At 61.1% G+C, this 18701-nt stretch carries 14 protein-coding genes; 2 read left to right on the forward strand and 12 right to left on the reverse strand.

What is annotated here, in order from left to right:
* Positions 1-953: 953 nt before the first annotated feature.
* The 8 genes from HNQ40_RS03955 to HNQ40_RS03990 form a co-directional block, all read right to left on the reverse strand.
* Positions 954-2687: a UvrD-helicase domain-containing protein gene (locus HNQ40_RS03955; protein WP_184676583.1), complete on the reverse strand. Its 1734-nt coding sequence runs from the start codon at positions 2685-2687 to the stop codon at positions 954-956.
* The gene (locus HNQ40_RS03960) at positions 2680-4710 is read right to left on the reverse strand and encodes an ATP-dependent nuclease (protein ID WP_184676584.1); all 2031 of its coding nucleotides are present in this window, start codon (positions 4708-4710) and stop codon (positions 2680-2682) included. The genes HNQ40_RS03955 and HNQ40_RS03960 overlap by 8 nt, the downstream gene beginning before the upstream one ends.
* Before the next feature lie 424 nt (positions 4711-5134).
* Positions 5135-5359 carry a hypothetical protein gene (locus tag HNQ40_RS03965; protein WP_184676585.1) on the reverse strand — a complete coding sequence of 75 codons (225 nt, stop codon included), beginning with the start codon at positions 5357-5359 and terminating at the stop codon, positions 5135-5137.
* A 64-nt stretch (positions 5360-5423) separates the two neighbouring features.
* Positions 5424-7160: a PEP-CTERM sorting domain-containing protein gene (locus HNQ40_RS03970; RefSeq protein WP_184676586.1), complete on the reverse strand. Its 1737-nt coding sequence runs from the start codon at positions 7158-7160 to the stop codon at positions 5424-5426.
* Between the two features lie 89 nt (positions 7161-7249).
* Positions 7250-8407: an NAD-dependent dihydropyrimidine dehydrogenase subunit PreA gene (gene preA / locus HNQ40_RS03975; RefSeq protein ID WP_184676587.1), complete on the reverse strand. Its 1158-nt coding sequence runs from the start codon at positions 8405-8407 to the stop codon at positions 7250-7252.
* Between the two features lie 20 nt (positions 8408-8427).
* Positions 8428-9849, reverse strand: coding sequence for an aspartate aminotransferase family protein (locus HNQ40_RS03980; RefSeq protein ID WP_184676588.1), 1422 nt, complete (start codon positions 9847-9849; stop codon positions 8428-8430).
* A gap of 16 nt (positions 9850-9865) precedes the next feature.
* Positions 9866-11590 carry a uracil-xanthine permease family protein gene (locus HNQ40_RS03985; protein WP_184676589.1) on the reverse strand — a complete coding sequence of 575 codons (1725 nt, stop codon included), beginning with the start codon at positions 11588-11590 and terminating at the stop codon, positions 9866-9868.
* Positions 11591-11788: 198 nt separating this feature from the next.
* Positions 11789-12661, reverse strand: coding sequence for a nitrilase-related carbon-nitrogen hydrolase (locus HNQ40_RS03990; protein WP_184676590.1), 873 nt, complete (start codon positions 12659-12661; stop codon positions 11789-11791).
* 114 nt (positions 12662-12775) lie between these two features.
* Here HNQ40_RS03990 and HNQ40_RS03995 point away from each other — a divergent pair, with 114 nt between their 5' ends.
* Together HNQ40_RS03995 and HNQ40_RS04000 are read left to right on the forward strand one after the other, a co-directional pair.
* Positions 12776-14275: a CoA-acylating methylmalonate-semialdehyde dehydrogenase gene (locus HNQ40_RS03995; protein WP_184676591.1), complete on the forward strand. Its 1500-nt coding sequence runs from the start codon at positions 12776-12778 to the stop codon at positions 14273-14275.
* Positions 14276-14340: 65 nt separating this feature from the next.
* On the forward strand, positions 14341-15501 hold the full coding sequence (locus HNQ40_RS04000) for a 5-(carboxyamino)imidazole ribonucleotide synthase (RefSeq protein ID WP_184676592.1): 1161 nt from the start codon (positions 14341-14343) through the stop codon (positions 15499-15501).
* Positions 15502-15564: 63 nt separating this feature from the next.
* On the opposite strand, the gene HNQ40_RS04005 is transcribed toward HNQ40_RS04000, so the two are convergent.
* From HNQ40_RS04005 to HNQ40_RS04020, 4 genes are read right to left on the reverse strand one after another with little or no spacing between them, the layout of a single operon-like run.
* Positions 15565-16674 (reverse strand): glycosyltransferase family 4 protein, encoded by a 1110-nt coding sequence (locus tag HNQ40_RS04005; protein WP_184676593.1) that lies wholly within the window; start codon positions 16672-16674, stop codon positions 15565-15567.
* Positions 16674-17384, reverse strand: a complete 711-nt coding sequence (locus HNQ40_RS04010; RefSeq protein WP_184676594.1) for a class I SAM-dependent methyltransferase — start codon at positions 17382-17384, stop codon at positions 16674-16676. Before HNQ40_RS04010 ends, HNQ40_RS04005 begins: the two co-directional genes overlap by 1 nt.
* Positions 17381-18013 (reverse strand): class I SAM-dependent methyltransferase, encoded by a 633-nt coding sequence (locus HNQ40_RS04015; RefSeq protein ID WP_184676595.1) that lies wholly within the window; start codon positions 18011-18013, stop codon positions 17381-17383. The genes HNQ40_RS04010 and HNQ40_RS04015 overlap by 4 nt, the downstream gene beginning before the upstream one ends.
* Positions 18010-18666, reverse strand: a complete 657-nt coding sequence (locus HNQ40_RS04020; protein WP_184676596.1) for a class I SAM-dependent methyltransferase — start codon at positions 18664-18666, stop codon at positions 18010-18012. The genes HNQ40_RS04015 and HNQ40_RS04020 overlap by 4 nt, the downstream gene beginning before the upstream one ends.
* Between the last annotated feature and the right edge of the window lie 35 nt (positions 18667-18701).

The raw sequence follows: 18701 nt of genomic DNA on the forward strand, positions 1-18701 counted from the left end.
GGCCCCCGGAAACAGAATCCATGTCAGGCCCGGCCCCCGGAAGGGGTGAGCCCTGGAAATCTGCCCCGGAATTGCCCGGGAATCAGGCCGAGAAGTTCCCCGCGGAAAGTGGAAGAAGGCTTCCGTTTCCGAGGGCGAGGTGTGGCTTCGCCGACAATGCCGCTATCGCCGTTCCGTGATGCGGGCTTTACCCGGCCGGCACAAACCCACACGTTATATTCGTCGGCCGCCCTGCCACCCACTTGGCTTGGGTTCCTACCGGACGCGACCCGGCCCGACTGTCCGGCCCCATCGCGTTTGAGACCCGATCGCGGGGTAAACCAGCGCGGCGATTTTCGGCGTGATCGCAAAAAATTCGTCCGTTGCAGAGTTTGCAACGTTCGTGGCAAGGTTAGATTCGTTCGTTGCAGACTTCGGAGCGCGCGTTTCGAACTTGTTTACGTTCGTTGCAGCCTTGGATTCGTGCGCTAAAGAGTTAGATTCGTCCGTTGCAGACTTCGCCACGTTCGTTCGGAGGTTCGAAACGTTCGTTGGAGCGTTGGTTTCGTTCGTTGGAAGGTTCGCCACGTACGGTGCAGAGTTGACCACGTTCGTTGCAAGTGTGGCTTACCCGCGAAAATGGCGCCAGTCGGGGCGTGCGACCTTCCGAATACAAGTATTAGTCCGCACTGGCCACGTCATAGATCTTTTTGAGGGAGAACCGGTGCCGCATCTCCGGGCTGAGGTCGGGATAATGGTCGAGGAAGAGTTCGACGAAGCGGTTAGCGTCGATCAGAATCAGGTTTGCATCGTTGCGTTCGGTATGCCGTGCGTCGCAGCGAAGCCGCCGAGACTGATGAAAACAGCCTTTTCGCCTGTATTAGGCGTACCGCGCGAATATAAGTGTACGCCTCTACTTATCTATCCCCTGTAAACATTCACCCACTTCGTATACGAATTCATAAATTAGATAATTACGGCCTGAATGAACAGATATTCTCTGAGCCAAACAACCCCTCGAGTGTATGCAGTGCCTCTTGTGTAAGAACTTGAGTGAATAGCAAAGCGAGATTCTTCTTTGGCCGAGAGCACGCTACGTAAAATAGATTTCTGTTTCGCACGTAAGTATTTTCCTTGCTGGACGAATAACGATTGGGGAACCACTCTAGAAATTGCGTCCAGTTGTATTGATTCCAGCCTCGGCCGAGCACAACTAAAACATTATCGAACTGCGCCCCTTTCACACCGTGCTTTGTGGAAAATGGAGTATGATCATTTATGAAATCTGCCAAGGCAATCAGTTCTGAATACGGGATAGACCGAAGCTTTTCGATTTGACTGAGCGTCCGTGAAGCATCGATCTCTTCGCGTGTACCTTGCCCCAAAAGACGCTCGGTGCGGAGCACTGCATTAGGCAGGTGTGGTTTTCGCGTAGTTTTCAAGAGATCAATGACTTCTCCAATCGTCGCTTCTGTGCGAATCTCTACTAAGCGACGGATATCTCTACTCCACTCACGCTTCTCCGCGAGGGTCGAGATATATCTAGCCTTTCGGCCAATAACTGAAAACATATCGCCAAATCTCCCGGCCGAGAACGCTGCACATACAGGTTCTACAGTGTCTACCAAAAACGCAATATGAGGATCCTCTTTCTTAAGAAGCGAGTCATTGTATTCAAACACCCCAAGAATCTGGCTATAGCACTGCTCTGCCGCAAGTACGTTATGTGTTAGCATCAAGATTTTTGTTTTATCCGGCGAAAAATCCCACCCGGTAGTAGTAAGCTTGCTACGCAGGCTCGACAGGTATCGGTGAACATCATCTGCGGGAAGATCACCACCCCAATGCCCTCCGGTTCGGCGCGTTCCAGCAAAACCATTGGAATGGAACACACTGGCTGACCCCACAGCTTGAGGATCACTAACCTGCTGTGGAAGCTCGGGCCGTATGCGGTTTAGGACGTCAACAATATCAGGTGCAGACCGAAAATTCGCCTCCTTACCAATCAATTGCAGATTGGGGTGTTCCAGGTGTCCCGCACCTGTTCGATAGATTTTCTGCCAACTATCTCCGAAAAGACCAACAAGTGGACCGTCTCCAGTTTGAACAAATTTTTCAATTATACTTATAGCAAAATTGGCGTCTGTATCTTGATACTCATCAATAAAGAGCACTGGAAACCTTGCCGCAAAAATCCTGCGGAATTTTGGTCGCTCCATTAGAGCTACCATTATTTTCAAGACATCATCATGGTGTAGAAGTATCTCCGTATCTGTCACGCGACGGTGCCCTAACTCATAACCGATTCGTCGGCCTCCTATTTCGCCAACCTCACTTAACTTTTCCGCCAACGGCGCAATATTAATGACTTCTGAGCGAACCACCGCTTGGAAACCCTTGCACAGTTCCCAGCAGAATGAGTGGATGGTTGATGCATACACGGCAGGATGGCCGTCTGTACGTTTTGTCACTTCGTCAGTCGCGACATTGGTATAGGTGATGCAAGCAACCCTTTGATGACGGCGTAGCAACTGAACCCCATCTACTTCAATGATCAGCTGTAGTGCTTTGACCAAAGAGTAGGTTTTGCCTGCTCCGGCACCCGCTTCTAACAGGAAGCTTTTCTTCTCATGAATACAGTGAAACACCTCGTCAAGGGCACGTTGCGCTGCTACTTCGGCCGGGTTGGGTGCCAAAATATCAGACATCCGTATTCTCCTCGCCAGATGGTTCACTGACGTGCGATGTTACAGCAACGTCAATCTCTCCGAGCCAGCGCAATCCTTCGTCGATGTACCGTGGAATTTCCCAATTCGTCTCATCAATAGCAAAGCGGAGGGCAAACCCACTTTTGTCGACAACTCCCGCCAGGTCCCATGCTTCGCTCTCTCTTTCCACCGCAGTTGCACCACAAAGAGAAAATATTTTCGGATTCGCCAAGATAAACGCATCTTCAAAGCTTCGCCCACATGCGTCGCCGTCAGTCTGCGGAACTTGATATGCGATACGACGAAAAAATAGTAATTTCTCGTCATCAGCCTTTGCTTGTATCTCCGCAAGCGTGGGAGCATTTTTGTTGTCTGGGTCAAACCATCTATTGAGTGACGCATTACTAGAGTGCGTTCCTTCAGACACTTTACACTTAGTTCTACCATTGCCACCATCGATTGAATCTAAGTCGGTAACAACCAAGGTCCGAAGCTCAAGAAAATCGACGAGATTATAAAACCGATGAGCATAAGCCCCTCCAACTTCCATGATTGAAAGGTACTTCTTGCCGAGGCCACTTCCGTTCTTACGGTCAAATTTCTCAATCGCTTTTGGGAGAATCAACCGTTCTGTCGTCCCCTCGACTATGATCGCACCATCGGCAAACAAAAGGTCACACCGAGTTAGAGTCAGATACTGATGCAGGAACTTGTGGTTCTCTGGCTCTTCCCCGCTCAATCCACTTCGCAGGTTTTTCGACTGCGTACAGAGAATTGCTGATCCTGGCTCCCGAGGCTTTGCCAGAAAATACCTCATTGCGTCAAATGACGCTTCATTGGCAATGTGTGACGAGTGGGTCGTTACAACGAATTGCACAGGCCAAGCATTGCCTTCATTGTAGTTCGACTCAAACATCGTTCGAATGTGATTAAGTTGCCGAATAAAGACCGTCTGCATCTGCGGGTGTAAATGGGCTTCTGGTTCTTCTATGAAAACGATATGAACACCGGATTCTGACTGGCGATTTGTAAACTCGCGAAAAATCTCGAACAACTTGAGCAGGATAAAGATCAGATTTCGTGAACCCAGACCGTTGTAGGATTCTGGCAGATTTATTCCATCAGGATCAGGGCCAGCGTAGGTCACCGTGGTGTGATTGGAAAGCAACTGTTGAACATCGAGTTGCGTCTCGGTACGAAGCTTTGGGTCCGACAAACCCGGGTAACCGAAGAGCTCAAATGTTGGCGTCAACGCTACCAATTTTTCGTTAAAGTCGCCATCGATCTGGGTTTGGACCCCTTCGACTGCGGTTTTGAGAGCATCCGCTATGACTTGATCATCTGGCCCCGCCCCTATGGCAGAAGCAGACGTAAATAGGCGCTCAAATACTTTCCCTAAAACCGCTTTATCTTTGCTTGTGGCATCATCCACCGCTCTTTGTGCGTTAATGAATCCAAATTGAAGAACTGCCCGCAAACTTGCGTAGTCCAAGGTCTTTGTGTTGGTGGCATCGTTAGGATCTTGGGCTTCAATTCGTGCCTCGAACAATTTTGGAATGCGTTCGCGAACACCACGAAAGAACGCTCGTTTGTCGTCAGCCAAGTCGGCAAACAGATCACCAATTTTTCCAGCTCCAATCGCGTAAGTGACGACAATTTTTGCATTCGAGCACTCATCGTCAAGGTCAACGATAAAATCAGAAAGAGTACCGAGATCTTCACCGTCCGTATATTCAATAATTAGGTCAATAGAAATAGCAGGTAAAGTATCTCGAATCAGGTCTTCTTCTTGATTGTCTGCGAATAGCTTTCGTGCTTCCCAAAAGTGTGTGTGCGTTCCGAGTGAGAAGTCTTCGAGTTGAAACTTGGGTGAATTTTCTGCCAAGAGCCGGCGAAAAAGCTCAGTCAGAGAAGTCTTGCCGCAGTTATTTCGCCCTACAATTAGTGTGGTGTCCTTCTCAAGAGCTATTTCAACATCCTCAAGTAGCCGGAAGTTTTGTACTGAGATATCTCTAACTTGCATTTCACTAATACCCGGTTATACAGCTTGATGTTAGTAGTGACTGTTTAATTGTCCCTACGTATGGTTCTTAAGCGATTTGACCAGTTGCGTTTAGGCTTGATCGCACCTGTTCTTGCGCATGGTAGCTTTGGTATGCCCCCGTAAGCCTGATGTTGTGCAATACAGCATAGAAGAAAGGACCCGGACAACCATGCGTCGATACTCTCGGAGACGGCCACATCTGTCAAGGCTGGTATTTAGCCGCTGGTGGATATGGGGTGATTCCTACCTACCAAAACTCTCGGGAGCGAAAGTGGCTCCGGGGGCATAATGGGTTGTATTCAACCGTACCAGATGACCGTTGGTTAAAGAACTGTCTCTCATGCCATGAGACTAGCGGGGTGCCACGTATCTTTGCATGCTTCGTGGTCAACCACCCCTATGTTCACCCGCTAACCAGATCATCAGATTGCTGGACGAAGTCGTCGCCGTCCCATTTGTCGTCGATGGTGATGCCTTCGCGTTCGGCTTGTTTGGCGGCGGCCTTGGCGGCGACGGCGGCGCGTTTGGCTTCCTGGGCTTTGGCCTGGCGTTCGACGAGGTCGGCGTGGGTGGTGAAGTAGGGAGTAGGGAGTAGGGAAGACAGCTTCCGGGGCGTAAGGCAAAGCACCGTCAACCCATTGACGGGGAGACGGCGGGTGCAGTGATGCCGGGGGTTATTTCCGGGGGGCGGGCTACTTCCGGCGGCGGGTGGCGAGGGTCAGCCCGCTCATGCCCAGCAACGCGAGGGTGGTGGGTTCGGGGATGGTCGCGACGAATATGCCGCCGCTTCCGTCGGTGAATGACAGCGTGAAGGCCAACTGGCCTTCGTTGTTCAGCGCCGGCGTGCCGTTGTCGACGGTGGAGCCGAAGCTAATGAAGCTGATCGTGCGCTGTTCTTCGGTGATGCCGTCGGCCAGAAGAACCGTGAACAGGTCGCCGGCGCGGGCGATGAGCGATAGCTCGCCGTCGGCGTAGGCGAAGAGTCCGGTGCCGTTGGTCGAGTCCACCGCCCCGCCGCCGGTGCCATCGCGGAGGAAGCTGATAAACGCGGCTTGGCCGGCGTTGTTGAACTGGGGGGTGGCGAAGAAGTTGAGTTCGGCCCCGTCGGTCACGCCGGGGGCGGTGTCGCCCCGGCGGGCGATCACGCCCAACGCCGAGCCGGGCCCGTCGGTGGGGCCGAAAATCGCAAAGTTGTTGCTGTCGGGCCCGCTGAAACTGTCGTCCACCGGGGCACCGGTGCCGGTCCGGACGGAAGCGGTGAACAGCAGGTCGCCGTGGTCGTTGAGGCGTACGGCGTTGAACGAATCGAACTCGGCGTCGTCCGCGGTGCCGGGGGCGGGGTCGTTGGCCCGGGCGACGAGCCCCAGCGACGAGCCGCTGCCGGACGTCGGCCCGAAGAGCGCGGAATTGTTGCTGTCGGGGCCCGAGTCCTCGACGGGGTCGCCGTTGCCGGTGCGGAGGAAGCCGACAAACGCGGTGTCCCCGGCGTTGTTGAGGACGGGCGCCCCGCCGAAGCCGCTGAACTCGGCGCCGTCCGATACGCCCGGGGCGGGGGAGTCTTCTCGGCCCAAAAGGCCCAGCCCCGACCCGCTCGGGCCGAAGACGGCGCTGTTGTTGTCGTCGTCCACCACGGTGCCCGTGCCGGTCTGCAGGGAGTGGGCGAAGGCGACCTCGCCCTGGTTGTTGATCGTGTTCCGGTTGCTGAACCCCAGGTAGGCGGCGCCGTCGGCGACGCCGGGCGCGGGGTCGCCACGTCGGGCGATCACGCCGAGGGCCGAGCCCGGCCCGGCCGTGGGGCCGAGTAGTGCTTGGTCGTTCGCAGAGGTCACGGCGGCGCCGGTGCCGGTCGCCAGCTCGACCTGCAGCAAGAAGTCCCCGGCAGCGCTGAAGTCGATCTCATCGAAATCGGCGAAGACCGCGTTATCCGCCGTGCCGGGGGCCGGCGCCCCTTCCCGGGCGATCAGCCCCAACCCCCCGTTGGGGCCGAAAATCGCCCCGTCGTTCACGCCGGTGACGGCGGGACCCGCGCCGGTGGCCAACACCGCCTCGAAGGCCACCTCGCCGCTGTCGCTCAGATAGGCGGTGTTTTGAAAGCTGGAATACACCGCACCATCCGCCACGCCGGGCGCGACGTCGCCCTTGCGCGCCACGATCTCCAGGTCCGACGTCAAGGTTGGCGCGAATAGTGCGGTGCTGTTGTCGGACGTGACCGGTGCCCCCGTCCCCGTTTCTAAGAAGCTGACAAAGGCTACTTGGCCCGCATCGTTGAGGACCACGTTCGAGAATCCGCCGAAGATCGCTCCGTCGACGGCCCCGGGCGCGGCTTCGCCGGACAGGGCGATCTGGCTGATGTCAGACTGGGCGACAGCCGATCCGGCGACGGCAATGGGGATGAGCGAGGTGGTCAGTAGACGGCAGGTGTTACGCATTATTCTCTCCTCCTAGGAACTCGGATTATCCCGTAAACAAGGGGAAGATCAAGGGTGAATTCGCCGCGACGCCATGAGCCACGGCTCGCTTAGCCGCTGACCAGATCATCCGACTGTTGGACGAAGTCGTCTCCGTCCCACTTGTCGTCGACGGTGATGCCTTCGCGTTCCGCTTGCTTGGCGGCGGCTTTGGCGGCGACGGCGGCGCGTTTTTCGGCTTGAGCCTTGGCTTGGCGGGCGACGAGGTCGGCGTGGGTGGTGAAGTAGGGCAGGGCGTGGCCCTTGAAGTCGTCGATGGTTTCGAAGCCGTGGGTTTCCATGAAGGCGAGGAGGCCTTCGATCATGGGCTTGACCATCTTGTAGCCCATCTTCATGACGCCGGTGCAGACCTGGACGGTGTCGGCGCCGAGGAGGATGAACTGGGCGGCGTCTTCGCCGGTCTCGACGCCGCCGATGCCGGAGATGGTGCGGGAGCCTTCGAACTCTTCGCGGATGAGGGTGGCGATCTCCATGACCATGCGGAGGGCGATGGGGCGGACGGCGACGGAGGAGTAGCCGCCGGGGGTGGTGTAGCCCTCGACGGTGGGCATGGGGCGGAGGGTTTTGAGGTCGACGCCGATGACCGAGCGGATGGTGTTGATGGCGGAGATGCCGTGGGCCCCGGCGCGGAGGGCGGCGCGGGTGGGGTCTTCGATGTGGGTGACGTTGGGGGTCATCTTGGCCCAGACGGGGGTCTTGGCGGCGGCCATGACCCAGCCGGTGACCTCTTCGAGGATCTCGGGGTCTTCGCCCATGGCGGCGCCCATCTTGCGCTCGGGCAGGCCGTGGGGGCAGGAGAAGTTGAGCTCGAGGCCGTCGACGCCCGCGGCTTCGCAGCGCTCGACGATCTCGCACCACGCGTCCTTGTTGTACTCCTCCATGATCGAGGCGATGAGGACGTGGTCGGGGTACTGGTCCTTGATGGCTTTGAACTCGTCGAGCCATTGGTCGAAGGGCGTGGTGGAGATGAGCTCGATGTTCTCCCAGCCGAAGACTTCTTTCTTGTTGACGCCGGTGAGCTTGCCGTAGCGGGGGGCAACGTTGATGACCTTGGAGGCGTCGAGGCTGACAGTCTTGGCGATCATGCCGCCCCAGCCTTCGTCGAAGGCTTTGCAGATGACTTTCTTGTTGGTGCCGGGCGGGCCGGAGCCGATGACGAAGGGGTTGGGGAACTTGATGCCGTCGACGGTGGTTTCGAGGGTGGGCATGGGGATTTACTCTCTTCTCTTTAGTGTTTGTTCTGGGCCGTGAGTGCTTCGTCCAGGACGGCGACGATGAAGTCGGCGTCGTCTTGGGTGATGCACATGGGGGGTTTGAGGCGGATGGTGTTGCCGTGGAGGCCGCCTTTGCCCAGGAGCAGGCCGAGGGTCTTGGCGTGTTCGACGATCGATGCGCACTCTTCCTTGGCGGGGGCTTTGGTGGTGCGGTCTTTGACGAGTTCGACGCCGAGCATGAGGCCCAGGCCGCGGACTTCCCCGATGAGGGGTTGTTTGTTTTGCAGTTCGAGCAGGGCGTCTTTGAGGTAGGTGCCGACGGTCAGGGCGTTTTCCTGGATGCCTTCTTCGTCGATGACTTCGAGGGTGGCGAGGCCCTGGGTGACGGAGATGGGGTTGCCGCCGTAGGTGTTGAAGTGGACGCGGTTGGCCATCGTCTTCGAGATGTCGGCGGTGGTGGTCATGGCGGCGAGGGGGGCGCCGTTGCCGATGCCCTTGGCCATGGTGATCATGTCGGGCTGGACGTTGAAGTTTTGGTGGGCCCAGTAGTGGGTGCCGGTGCGGCCGAAGCCGCCCTGGACTTCGTCGGCGATGCAGATGCCGCCGTGTTCACGGACGATGTCGTAGACGATCTGGAAGTATTCGGCCGGAGGTACGACCGCCCCGCCGACGCCCTGGATGGGTTCGCCGATGAACGCGGCGATCTCGCCGGAGGTCTGGTACTCGATGACGTTCTTGACGTCGTGGGCGCACTTGAGGTCGCAGGACGGGTACTCGAGGTTGTAGGGGCAGCGGTAGCAGTAGCCGGGGTGGGTGTGGGCGATGCCCGAGGGATTGTTGGATTTGAAGCGCCAGGTGCCGTGGGCGGTGAGGCCCATGGTGTTGGCGGTGCCGCCGTGGTAGCCGTTGCGGAGGGCGATGACGTCGTGGTTGCCGGTGGTTTCGCGGGCCGAGAGGATGGCGATCTCGTTGGCTTCGCTGCCGGAGTTGGTGAAGTAGGTTTTGTCGAGGGGTTGGCCAGTCGTACCGGAGGTCTGGGGCATCTTGCTCGCGAGCTTCTGGGCGAATTGCGCGATGGTCGGGTGGAGGTAGATCGTGGTGGTGTGCTGGAGCTTGTCGGTCTGGGCCTTGACCTTGTCGATCACGGACGGGTGGCAGTGGCCGACGGAGACGGTGACGATGCCGGCGAAGGCGTCGAGGTAGCGAGTGCCCTTCTCGTCGTAGACGTACTGCATCTTGCCCTCGACGATCATCATCGGCTCGGCGTAGTAGGTCAGGATGCCGGGCGAGAGATATTGGTGGCGCAGCGCGATGACTTCGTCGCGCGTCGGGCCGTCGTAGGGCGCGGGCTGGTGGTCGAACTGCGGCAGCCGGATCGTGCGCGGGGGGTCGGCGTTGCTGCCGGGGTTACTTCCGGGGGTGTTGAGTGTTGTCATAGAGCACCTCTGCTGATTAGTCGGTGAAGACCGACGGTTCATCCGGTCGAGATTTTGCTGCGGGCTCGGCGGGAGAGACGGGTGCGGACGCCACGGGTTCGTCGGCGTCCACGTCATCCGCCTCGGGGATCATGGTCGAGGGCACGCGCGGCCCGGCTTCGAGGCCGCGCTCGGCTTTGGTGCCGGGGATGAGGTTGTCGAGCACGATGCCGAGCACCGCGGCGACGCCCATGCCGTTCTTGCCGATCGCGTTGATCACGTCGGCCACGGCCCGCCAGCGATCGGCCGTGGCTTCAGTCGAGATACCGGCGAAGTACGCGTTGACCGCCTCGACGCCACCGTTGTTGAAGTAGTGCGGCAGACTTAAGCCCATGAAAAGCGCGAAACCGCCGATGAACAGATTGCGGTCGCTGGTGAGGTCGGCCCGAGCGAACTGGCGTACACCAACGGCAGCGATCAGGCCGAACATCGCACAGTACAACCCCCCCACCACCGGCGTCGGGATCGCCGCGGCGAGCGCACCGAACTTGCCGAACAACCCGAGCAGGATCAGCAGCACCGCGCCGATCTGCACGACAAACCGCGAGCCAACTTTGGTCAGGCCGACGAGCCCCACGTTCTCGGAATACGACGTTGAGCTGAACCCACCGAACACGCCGGTGAGCCCGCACCCCACGCCCTCGAAGCCTATGCCCCGGCTGATTTCGGCAGGCGTCGGGTCGGCGTTCGCGGGGTCCTTCACCGCCATCTGCTTGACCGCGTGGTAGTCGCCGAAGCTCTCGATCATGGAGGCGAGGTAACCCGCCAACACCGCCACGATGAACACGGTCTTGAACTCGGGCATGCCCCAGGGGAACACGATGTTGCTGGTGCGCACCCAATCAGCCTGCGCGAACGCCGAGAGGTCGGGTCGCGCCGGGTGCGGATCAATCGCCGCGCCGTCTTCGGCGATGCCCGCCCCGGCGAACACTTCGAGCCCCGCCAAAGCCGAGCACACCGCGACCGCCCCGAGGATCGCGATCAGCATCGGGAACATGCGGAACACGACGCTGAGTTTCCCCAGCACAAACGAGCACAGGATGATGAGCACGATTGTCAGGATCGACACCGGCCAATAGCTCGCCGCCACCGGCGCCCCCGCCTGATACAACGCCAAGCCGATCAGCATGATCACCGGGCCCACGACGACGGGCGACAGGATCTTGCGGATCAAACCCATCAGCCCGCTGAACCCGATCGCCATCTCGATCAACGCCCCGGCGATCACCGCCCCGGCGATGTTGCGCATCGCCGCAGCGCCGTTGTCTTGCCATTGCGTGAGCTGCGCGTTCGCCGCTTCGACGGACGTGCTTGCCGCGGCCCAGTCGATCGGGGTCGCTTCGAGCGTCGCGGCGATGATGCCGAAGAACGCCGCGAGGAAGGAGAACGACACGCCCTGAATGATCGGCAGCCGTGAGCCCAGCGTGGACTGCAGCAGCGTGGCGATGCCCGAACACAGCATCACGCTGGTGATCAGCATCGCGGTGTTGAGCATGCGCTGATCACGCAGCGTCTCGGTCAGCTCGGCCGACAACCCCTCGGGGATCGGCCAGAGCACCGGGGCAAACAGCAGCGGCACCGCGACCGTGGAGCCGAACATGGTGAGCACGTGTTGCAGCCCGAGCACGATGGCTTTGGGCAGCGGCGGCTTGTCATTCAGGCCGTAGAGCAGGGTCGAGGTTGATGAATGCGGGTGAGCCATGGGGATCGCGCCCGAGAGACGGGCTTGTTTTTACCATCGGGTAGCAGGCCGACAGGCGATTGGTTTTTCGCGGTTCGTGAGGTCCGGGTCAAGTAAACCCCAAGACCTACCACAGGGACACGGAGGCACAGAGAAGAAGACTGACACTGGGTTCGCCTTGGCTCAGTGCCTCTGTGTCTCTGTGGTTCAACAAACCACTTACTGAGCAACGATCGCGTCGTACGTGTCGGGCCGACGGTCGCGGAAGAACTGCCAGGTGTTGCGCACCTCGCGGATCATATCCAGGTCCATGTCGGCGATGACAATGTCGTCGTCGACCCGTTTCTCGCTCTGGGCGATGAACTGGCCGCGGGGGTCGCAGAAGTACGACTGGCCGTAGAACTCCCCGATGTTCCAGGGCTCTTCACGCCCGGGGCGATTGATCGCACCGACGAAATACTGGTTCGCCACCGCGTGGGCGGGCTGCTCGATCTTCCAGAGGTATTCGCTCAGCCCCGCAACCGTTGCGCTGGGGTTGAACACGATCTCCGCGCCGTTCAGGCCGAGGCAGCGTGCGCCATCGGGGAAGTGGCGGTCGTAGCAGATGTACACGCCGACCTTGCCAACCATCGTGTCGAAGACGGGGTAGCCCATATTGCCCGGGCGGAAGTAGAACTTCTCCCAGAAGCCGGGGTTGCAGTGGGGAATATGGATCTTGCGGAACTTGCCGAGGTATGACCCGTCGGCGTCGATCACCGCGGCGGTGTTGTAGTACACGCCGGTCATCTCTTCTTCGTAGATCGGCACGACCAGCACCATCTTGTGCTTCTTGGCCAGCTCCATCATGAGCTTCGTGGTCGGGCCGTCGGGGATGCGCTCGGTCAGGTCGTACCACTTGGTTTCTTGCTCGGCACAGAAGTACGGGCCGTAGAAGAGTTCTTGCAGGCAAACCACCTGTGCACCCTGCTCAGCGGCCTTGGCGATGAGGTCGACGTGCTTGTCGATCATCGCCTGTTTGACCTTGGCGACCGGGGACGTGGCGGGTTCGCAGAGGGTGGCTTGGATCAATCCACCGCGGACGATTCGGCTCATAATGTTGATTCCATGGTTCTCAGCGCAGGCACAATCCTTTAACCTAGCATGGTTCGGCTCGCTTGCCTAGCTTTTTTTACTCCGCTTTCACAAACCCTCGGAGGCGTTCTGTCCATGCCCGAAACCCCCGCTGATGTCCCCGTTTTGATCGCCGGTCGATGGGAAACCCTCGCCGCCGACCGCCACACGTCCGTGTTCAACCCCTCGACCGGGCACGCGATTGCCCAGACCCCGCTGGGCGATACCGGCCTTGTGGACCGCGCGGTGGCGGCGGCCAAAGCGGCGTTGCCCGCGTGGAGCGAAACGCCGGCCGTGGAGCGGGCGCGGGTGATGTTTGCCTACCGCCAACTCGTCGAAACCCACTTCGATGAACTCGCGGCACTGGTCACGCGTGAGCACGGCAAGACGCTCGCCGAAGCGCGGGCCGAGGTGCAACGTGGGCTCGAGATGGTCGAGTTTGCCACCAGCGTGCCGACCATGCTCATGGGCCAGACGTTCCCCCAGATCGCCAACAGCGTGGACGGCGAAACCAACCGCCACCCGGTGGGCGTGTGCGTCGGGATCACGCCGTACAACTTCCCGAATATGGTGCCGTTGTGGATGTACCCGATCGCGATCGCGTGCGGCAACACGTTCGTGCTCAAGCCCAGCGAGAAGGTGCCGCTCTCGGCCGTGCGTCTCGCGGAGTTGCTGGTCGAAGCGGGCTTGCCCGAAGGCGTGTTCAACCTGGTACACGGCGACAAGGCCGTGGTCGACGCCTTGATCACCCACGACGACGTCAACGCCATCTCCTTCGTCGGCTCGACCGCGATCGCCAAGTACGTCTACGAGACCGGCTGCGCCCACGGCAAGCGGGTCCAGGCCGCGGGCGGCGCGAAGAACCACCTGATCATCATGCCCGACGCCGACCTCGACCAATCGGTGAAAGCCCTCGCCGCCTCGGCCTACGGCTGCGCGGGGCAACGCTGCATGGCGGGCTCGGTCGCGCTGGCGGTCGGCAGCGTGGGCGATGCGCTGGTCGAGAACCTGGTGGACTACGCTGGGTCGATCAACGCCGCGCCGAGCGACGGCAACGAAACCGCGGGCATGGGCCCGGTGATCTCGGCCGAGCACAAAGACCGCGTTGCCTCGGCGATCGCCACCGCTGAGACCGAAGGCGCCGACGTCGCACTCGACGGGCGCGGCGTCGAATCCGGCGACTCGTTCCTGCTTGGCCCGTCCGTGATCGACCGTGTCACCACCGACATGTCGGCCTGGAAGAACGAGATCTTCGGGCCGGTGTTGTCCGTCGTCCGGGCCGACACGCTCGACGATGCGCTGGCCATCGGCAAGGCCTGCCCCTACGGCAACGGAGCCTCGATCTTCACCCGGTCGGGCTACGCCGCGCGGCAGTTCAAACGCCACTTCAACGCCGGGATGATCGGCATCAACGTCGGCGTGCCCGCACCCATGGCCTGGCTGCCCTTCACCGGCTGGAACCAGTCCTTCTTCGGCGACCTGCACATCCAGGGCACCGAGGGCGTGCACTTCTACACCCGCCAGAAGATGACCCTCACCCGCTGGTTCGAGTCGGCCGAGGAATCCCACGCCGACCCCGTGTGGAAGACGAAATAAGCATAAGCCGCTTGCGGCTTAGCAATCCCCCTCCACGCTAAGCCGCAAGCGGCTAACCTGTGCGCATGGCCACCCCCATCCCCCAAGGTTCCACGCTCGGCATGCTCGGCGGCGGGCAGCTCGGACGCATGTTTGCCGACGCCGCCCACGCCCTGGGCTACCGCGTCCACGTGTACTGCCCGGAGGACAACTGCCCCGCCGCGCAGGCCGCCGACGAACACACCAACGCTCCGTACGACGACCTCGACGCGGTGAGCCGGTTCGCCGAATCGGTGGCGGTGGTGACCTACGAGTTCGAGAACGTCCCCGCCGCGACCGCCGCGGCCTGTGCCGCCCACGCTCCGGTCCGCCCCGGCGAGAACGTGCTGCGTGTCGCCCAGGACCGCATCCGCGAAAAAACAACGCTGCGCGAGCACGGCATCCCCGTCGGGCCGTTCGCCCCGGTGAAGTCCGAGATCGATCTGCACCAGGCGATGCAGGCCATCGGCCTGCCCGGCGTGCTCAAAACCTCCGGCGGCGGGTACGACGGCAAGGGCCAACGCATCCTGCGCAGCATCGCCGACGCGACCTACGCCTGGGAAGACCTAGGCCGGGTGCCGTGCGTTTACGAAGCGATGATCGACTTCGAACAGGAGGTCAGTATCGTGGCGGCCCGCTCGGTCGATGGCGGTGTCCAGTGCTTCGGCCCGATCGCCAACACCCACCGCAACCACATCCTGGATGTGTCGGTTGTGCCGTCGGGTGCCCCCGAAAAAGTCGAAGAACAGGCCGTCGCCATTGCGACCCAAGTGATGAACGGCCTCGATGTCGTCGGCGTGTTGTGCGTCGAGTTCTTCCAGACGCGCGACGGCCGCATGCTCGTCAACGAACTCGCCCCCCGCCCGCACAACTCCGGCCACCTCACCATCGAAGCCTTCAACGCCAGCCAGTTCGAGCAGCAAGTCCGCACCATCTGCGGCCTGCCCGTCGCGCCGCTGGAGCGCAAGAGCCCCGCAGCGATGGCGAACCTGCTCGGCGACCTCTGGCCGGCCGAGGGGGGAGACCCGGACTGGTCGGCCATCGACGGCGAACACATGCACCTACACCTCTACGGCAAAGCCGCAGCACGACCGGGTCGAAAGATGGGCCACCTCACCGCCCTCGCCCGCACCCCCCACGAAGCGATCCGCGACGCGGTCGAAGCGCGGACGCGTCTGGCGCCCCGTAACCCGCTGTCCCCGGATTGATCCGCGTAAGCCGTTTGCGGCTTAGCGCGAAGAAGATGTCAACGCTAAGCCGCAAGCGGCATATCACGGATCGACGAGCCGCCGATACAGCGCGTCGTATCGCTCGACCGTTTGCGAGATATCGAAACGCGATTCGATCCACCGCCGCCCCGCTTGTTGAAGTTGGGCTCGCTCGTCAGGTTTGAAGTTGAGCTTCGCGTTCATCGCATCTGCTAGCGCGGTGGCGTCGCGTTCTTCAACCACGAACCGCTGCGCCTCGGACGGCAATGCCTCGGGGTTGCCCGAGTGACGGGTCGTGATCACCGGCGTCCCCACCGCTTGGGCCTGCATCAGAACCATCGGACACCCTTCCGCGTCCCCGTCTTCGGCCACACGGCTGGGCGTGACCAACGCCGTCGCGTGACGCATCGCCTCCGCAAGCGCGTCGTACGGAACTCGGCCCACGAATTCCACCGCCGACGCCAAACCCAACGATTCCACCAACTCCCGAAGCCTTTGCTCCTCGACCGGATCGCCGGAACCGATCAATTTGAGTGTCGCCTTTACCCCTCGGCCACGGATTGTCGCCATCGCCTGGATCGCGTCGTCGGGTGCTTTCTTGTCAACGAATCGGCCCACAAAAAGAAAGGTCGCGTTACACGGTTGAGGCTCATAGACCCAGCGCGGCAACTCGATGCCCAGCGGGATGACCTCCACTCGATCAACGGGCACGGCGCACGCCCGCAGCGTCTGCGCCATCGATTCGGAAAGCGCCACAAACGTTGCCCCCCGTTCACCCATCCAGCGATAACGCTCGGCCCAACACGGGTCGCGCAGCAGACGCGAAACGTCGTACCCATAAGTTGTGATCAAGGTGGGCACACCACGGTGGAGGTAACGCGCAGCGTGGAGCGCACGCGGGCCGAAGTGGCCGTGGACCAAGTCGAAAGATTCATCGATCGCCGGCGGTTGCTCCGCGATCGCCCGCATCTGCGCACCGATGTCCTCGGCCGGCTCGACGTGGATGCGCTCCAGCCCCAACACCCGCTGCGTCACCTCGGGCGCATCGTCAGCAATCGTCTCTGCGGCAAACGTCATGTCGTGCCCCCGCTGCGCTAACGCCAAGGGCACTTCGAGCATCGTGCGTTCGGTCGCCGCCCCGAAGATGTTGTAGAGCTGCAACACCTTCGCCATCAGGCCTCCTTGTTTTTGTGAGCCACGACGAGGTACAGGCACGCCCACTTCTCCGAACGGTCGAGCTTTTCGAGCAGCATCCCCGCCACCTGAAAACTGCCGGCCAAAAGGTGCGTCAGCTTCAGCCAGCGCATCGGGCCGCGGTGGAACTTGAAGACGTGGTACGACGCCATGGTCGCTGCGGTGGTCCAGAACGTGCCGATCGGCTCGATGCGGTCGAGGGTGAAGCCCGCCTGGGTGAACAGATGTTCGAGCCCGAACTTCGTGAAGCGGTAGAAGTCGCGCGGCTCGTCGTGCAGGTGCCAGAACATCGGCACGCTCACGACCGCCGCCCCGCCGGGTTCGAGCACGCGGGCCCATTCACGCAGCGCCGCGGCGGGTTCTTCGACGTGTTCGAGGTTGGACGTGGACAGCAGCGCATCGAAGCTGCCGTCTTCGGCCGGAATCTCGGTCGCGCTGCCGAAGAGATCAACCTGCGACGCGTCGTAGGCTGTGTCGGGGATGTCCAAGCCGAGGTACTGCTCAACGTATTGCTCAAACACCGGCCGATGCGGCATCACGCCGCAGCCGATGTCGATGAGTTTCTTCCGACCCGCCAACTCTGCTGCGGCGGCGGCCAAGCATTCGTCGTGGATCGCCATGACCAGCGCGTTGCGCACCCGCGCTTCGCGGAAGAGGTATCTCAGGAATCGTCGGGCGACAGCGCTCACGCGGGTTTGTATCCCCGGCACGTGGCGGTCGCACAAAGCCGATCGGGGCGGTTGAACAGATTCCAAAGCAGATGGCAGCCCGGCCACTTCATCGGCGCATCCATCGAAACCACCCGCTCAAAACCAACGGCTTCCAAAGCGCCTCGCAGTTCACTGGGAACGTAGAGGTGTTGATCCGTCGCGTCCCGCCCGCGCTCGGCGGGGTTGTGCCGGCAGGGCGAGGCGATGTAGATCATGCCGCCGGGCCGGAGGACGCGCAGGGCGTCGGCGAGCGCGGCCCGGCCACGCTCCACTTCGAGGTGTTCGATGACCTGGTTCATCACGATCGACTGCACCGAGGCGTCGGCTTCGGGAAGCGGTTCCCCGAGCGTGTGTTGGGCCAGCGGCAGCGCGGGCACACGGCGGTGACCGATCGCCACCGCGTCGGGCGAGCCTTCGTAGCCGCGGCAGTCCAGGCCCCACTGCTGCGCGAGTTCAACGAGCAGGCCGGTGCCTGCCCCCAGGTCCAGGACCGGGCCGGGCGTGCTGTGTCTAAGGACATGGGCCAGGATCGGGGCGTAGAACGACGCGTCGCGGTCGGCGTACCAATGCTCGAAGTATTCGCGATCGCCGATGCCCGGCGCGGTCATGGGGCCGGGTCCTCGGGGGTGGGCGTCGCTACGAGGCCGGCGGGCGGATGGGGACGGCCCGCGAAGATCGACATCGTTTCGCCGAACTCTTCGTAGCCGCCGAGGTGCTCGAGATCGATCTCGGGGAACATGGTCAGGTGATCTTCGACGCTGCGGAAGAACCAGTGCGGCGCATCGGGTGCGTCGGTCGTGTTTTCGATCAGCACCAGAATCCCATCGGGCCGGAGCACGCGGTTGAGTTCGCCGAGGGTGGCGGGGAGCTCGTCGTCGGGGATGCCGCCGAGCACGCCGAAGACGAACAGGAGGTCGATGCTGAAGTCGGGCGTCGGCAGGGTGTGGTCGGTGAGGTGAGTAAACTTCACCCGGCCCGAGCCCTGAGCGAGATCGATCAGTTCGCGGGTCGGATCGACGCCCAGCACACGGCCGGACACACGCTGGGTGAGCAGCGGCGTCAGCCGACCGGCCCCGCAACCGAAGTCCAGGGCCGTGACCTCTTGGCCGGTTAGCAGCGGATCGACGCGGTCGAACACCTCGTAGAAGTGTTTGTGGGTGACTTCGTCGATCGCCTCGGGCGGGTGCTTGATATGCAAGACCGCTCGCGTGCCCAGGCGGGCAGCGCGGTCGTCCCAGTATTGCTTTCGTGAGTCGGGCAAAGCGGCGACCTCCTTGTCGCGTCGAGCCGGTCGAA

Origin of the sequence: Algisphaera agarilytica, from assembly GCF_014207595.1 — a bacterium.
Taxonomy (GTDB): domain Bacteria; phylum Planctomycetota; class Phycisphaerae; order Phycisphaerales; family Phycisphaeraceae; genus Algisphaera; species Algisphaera agarilytica.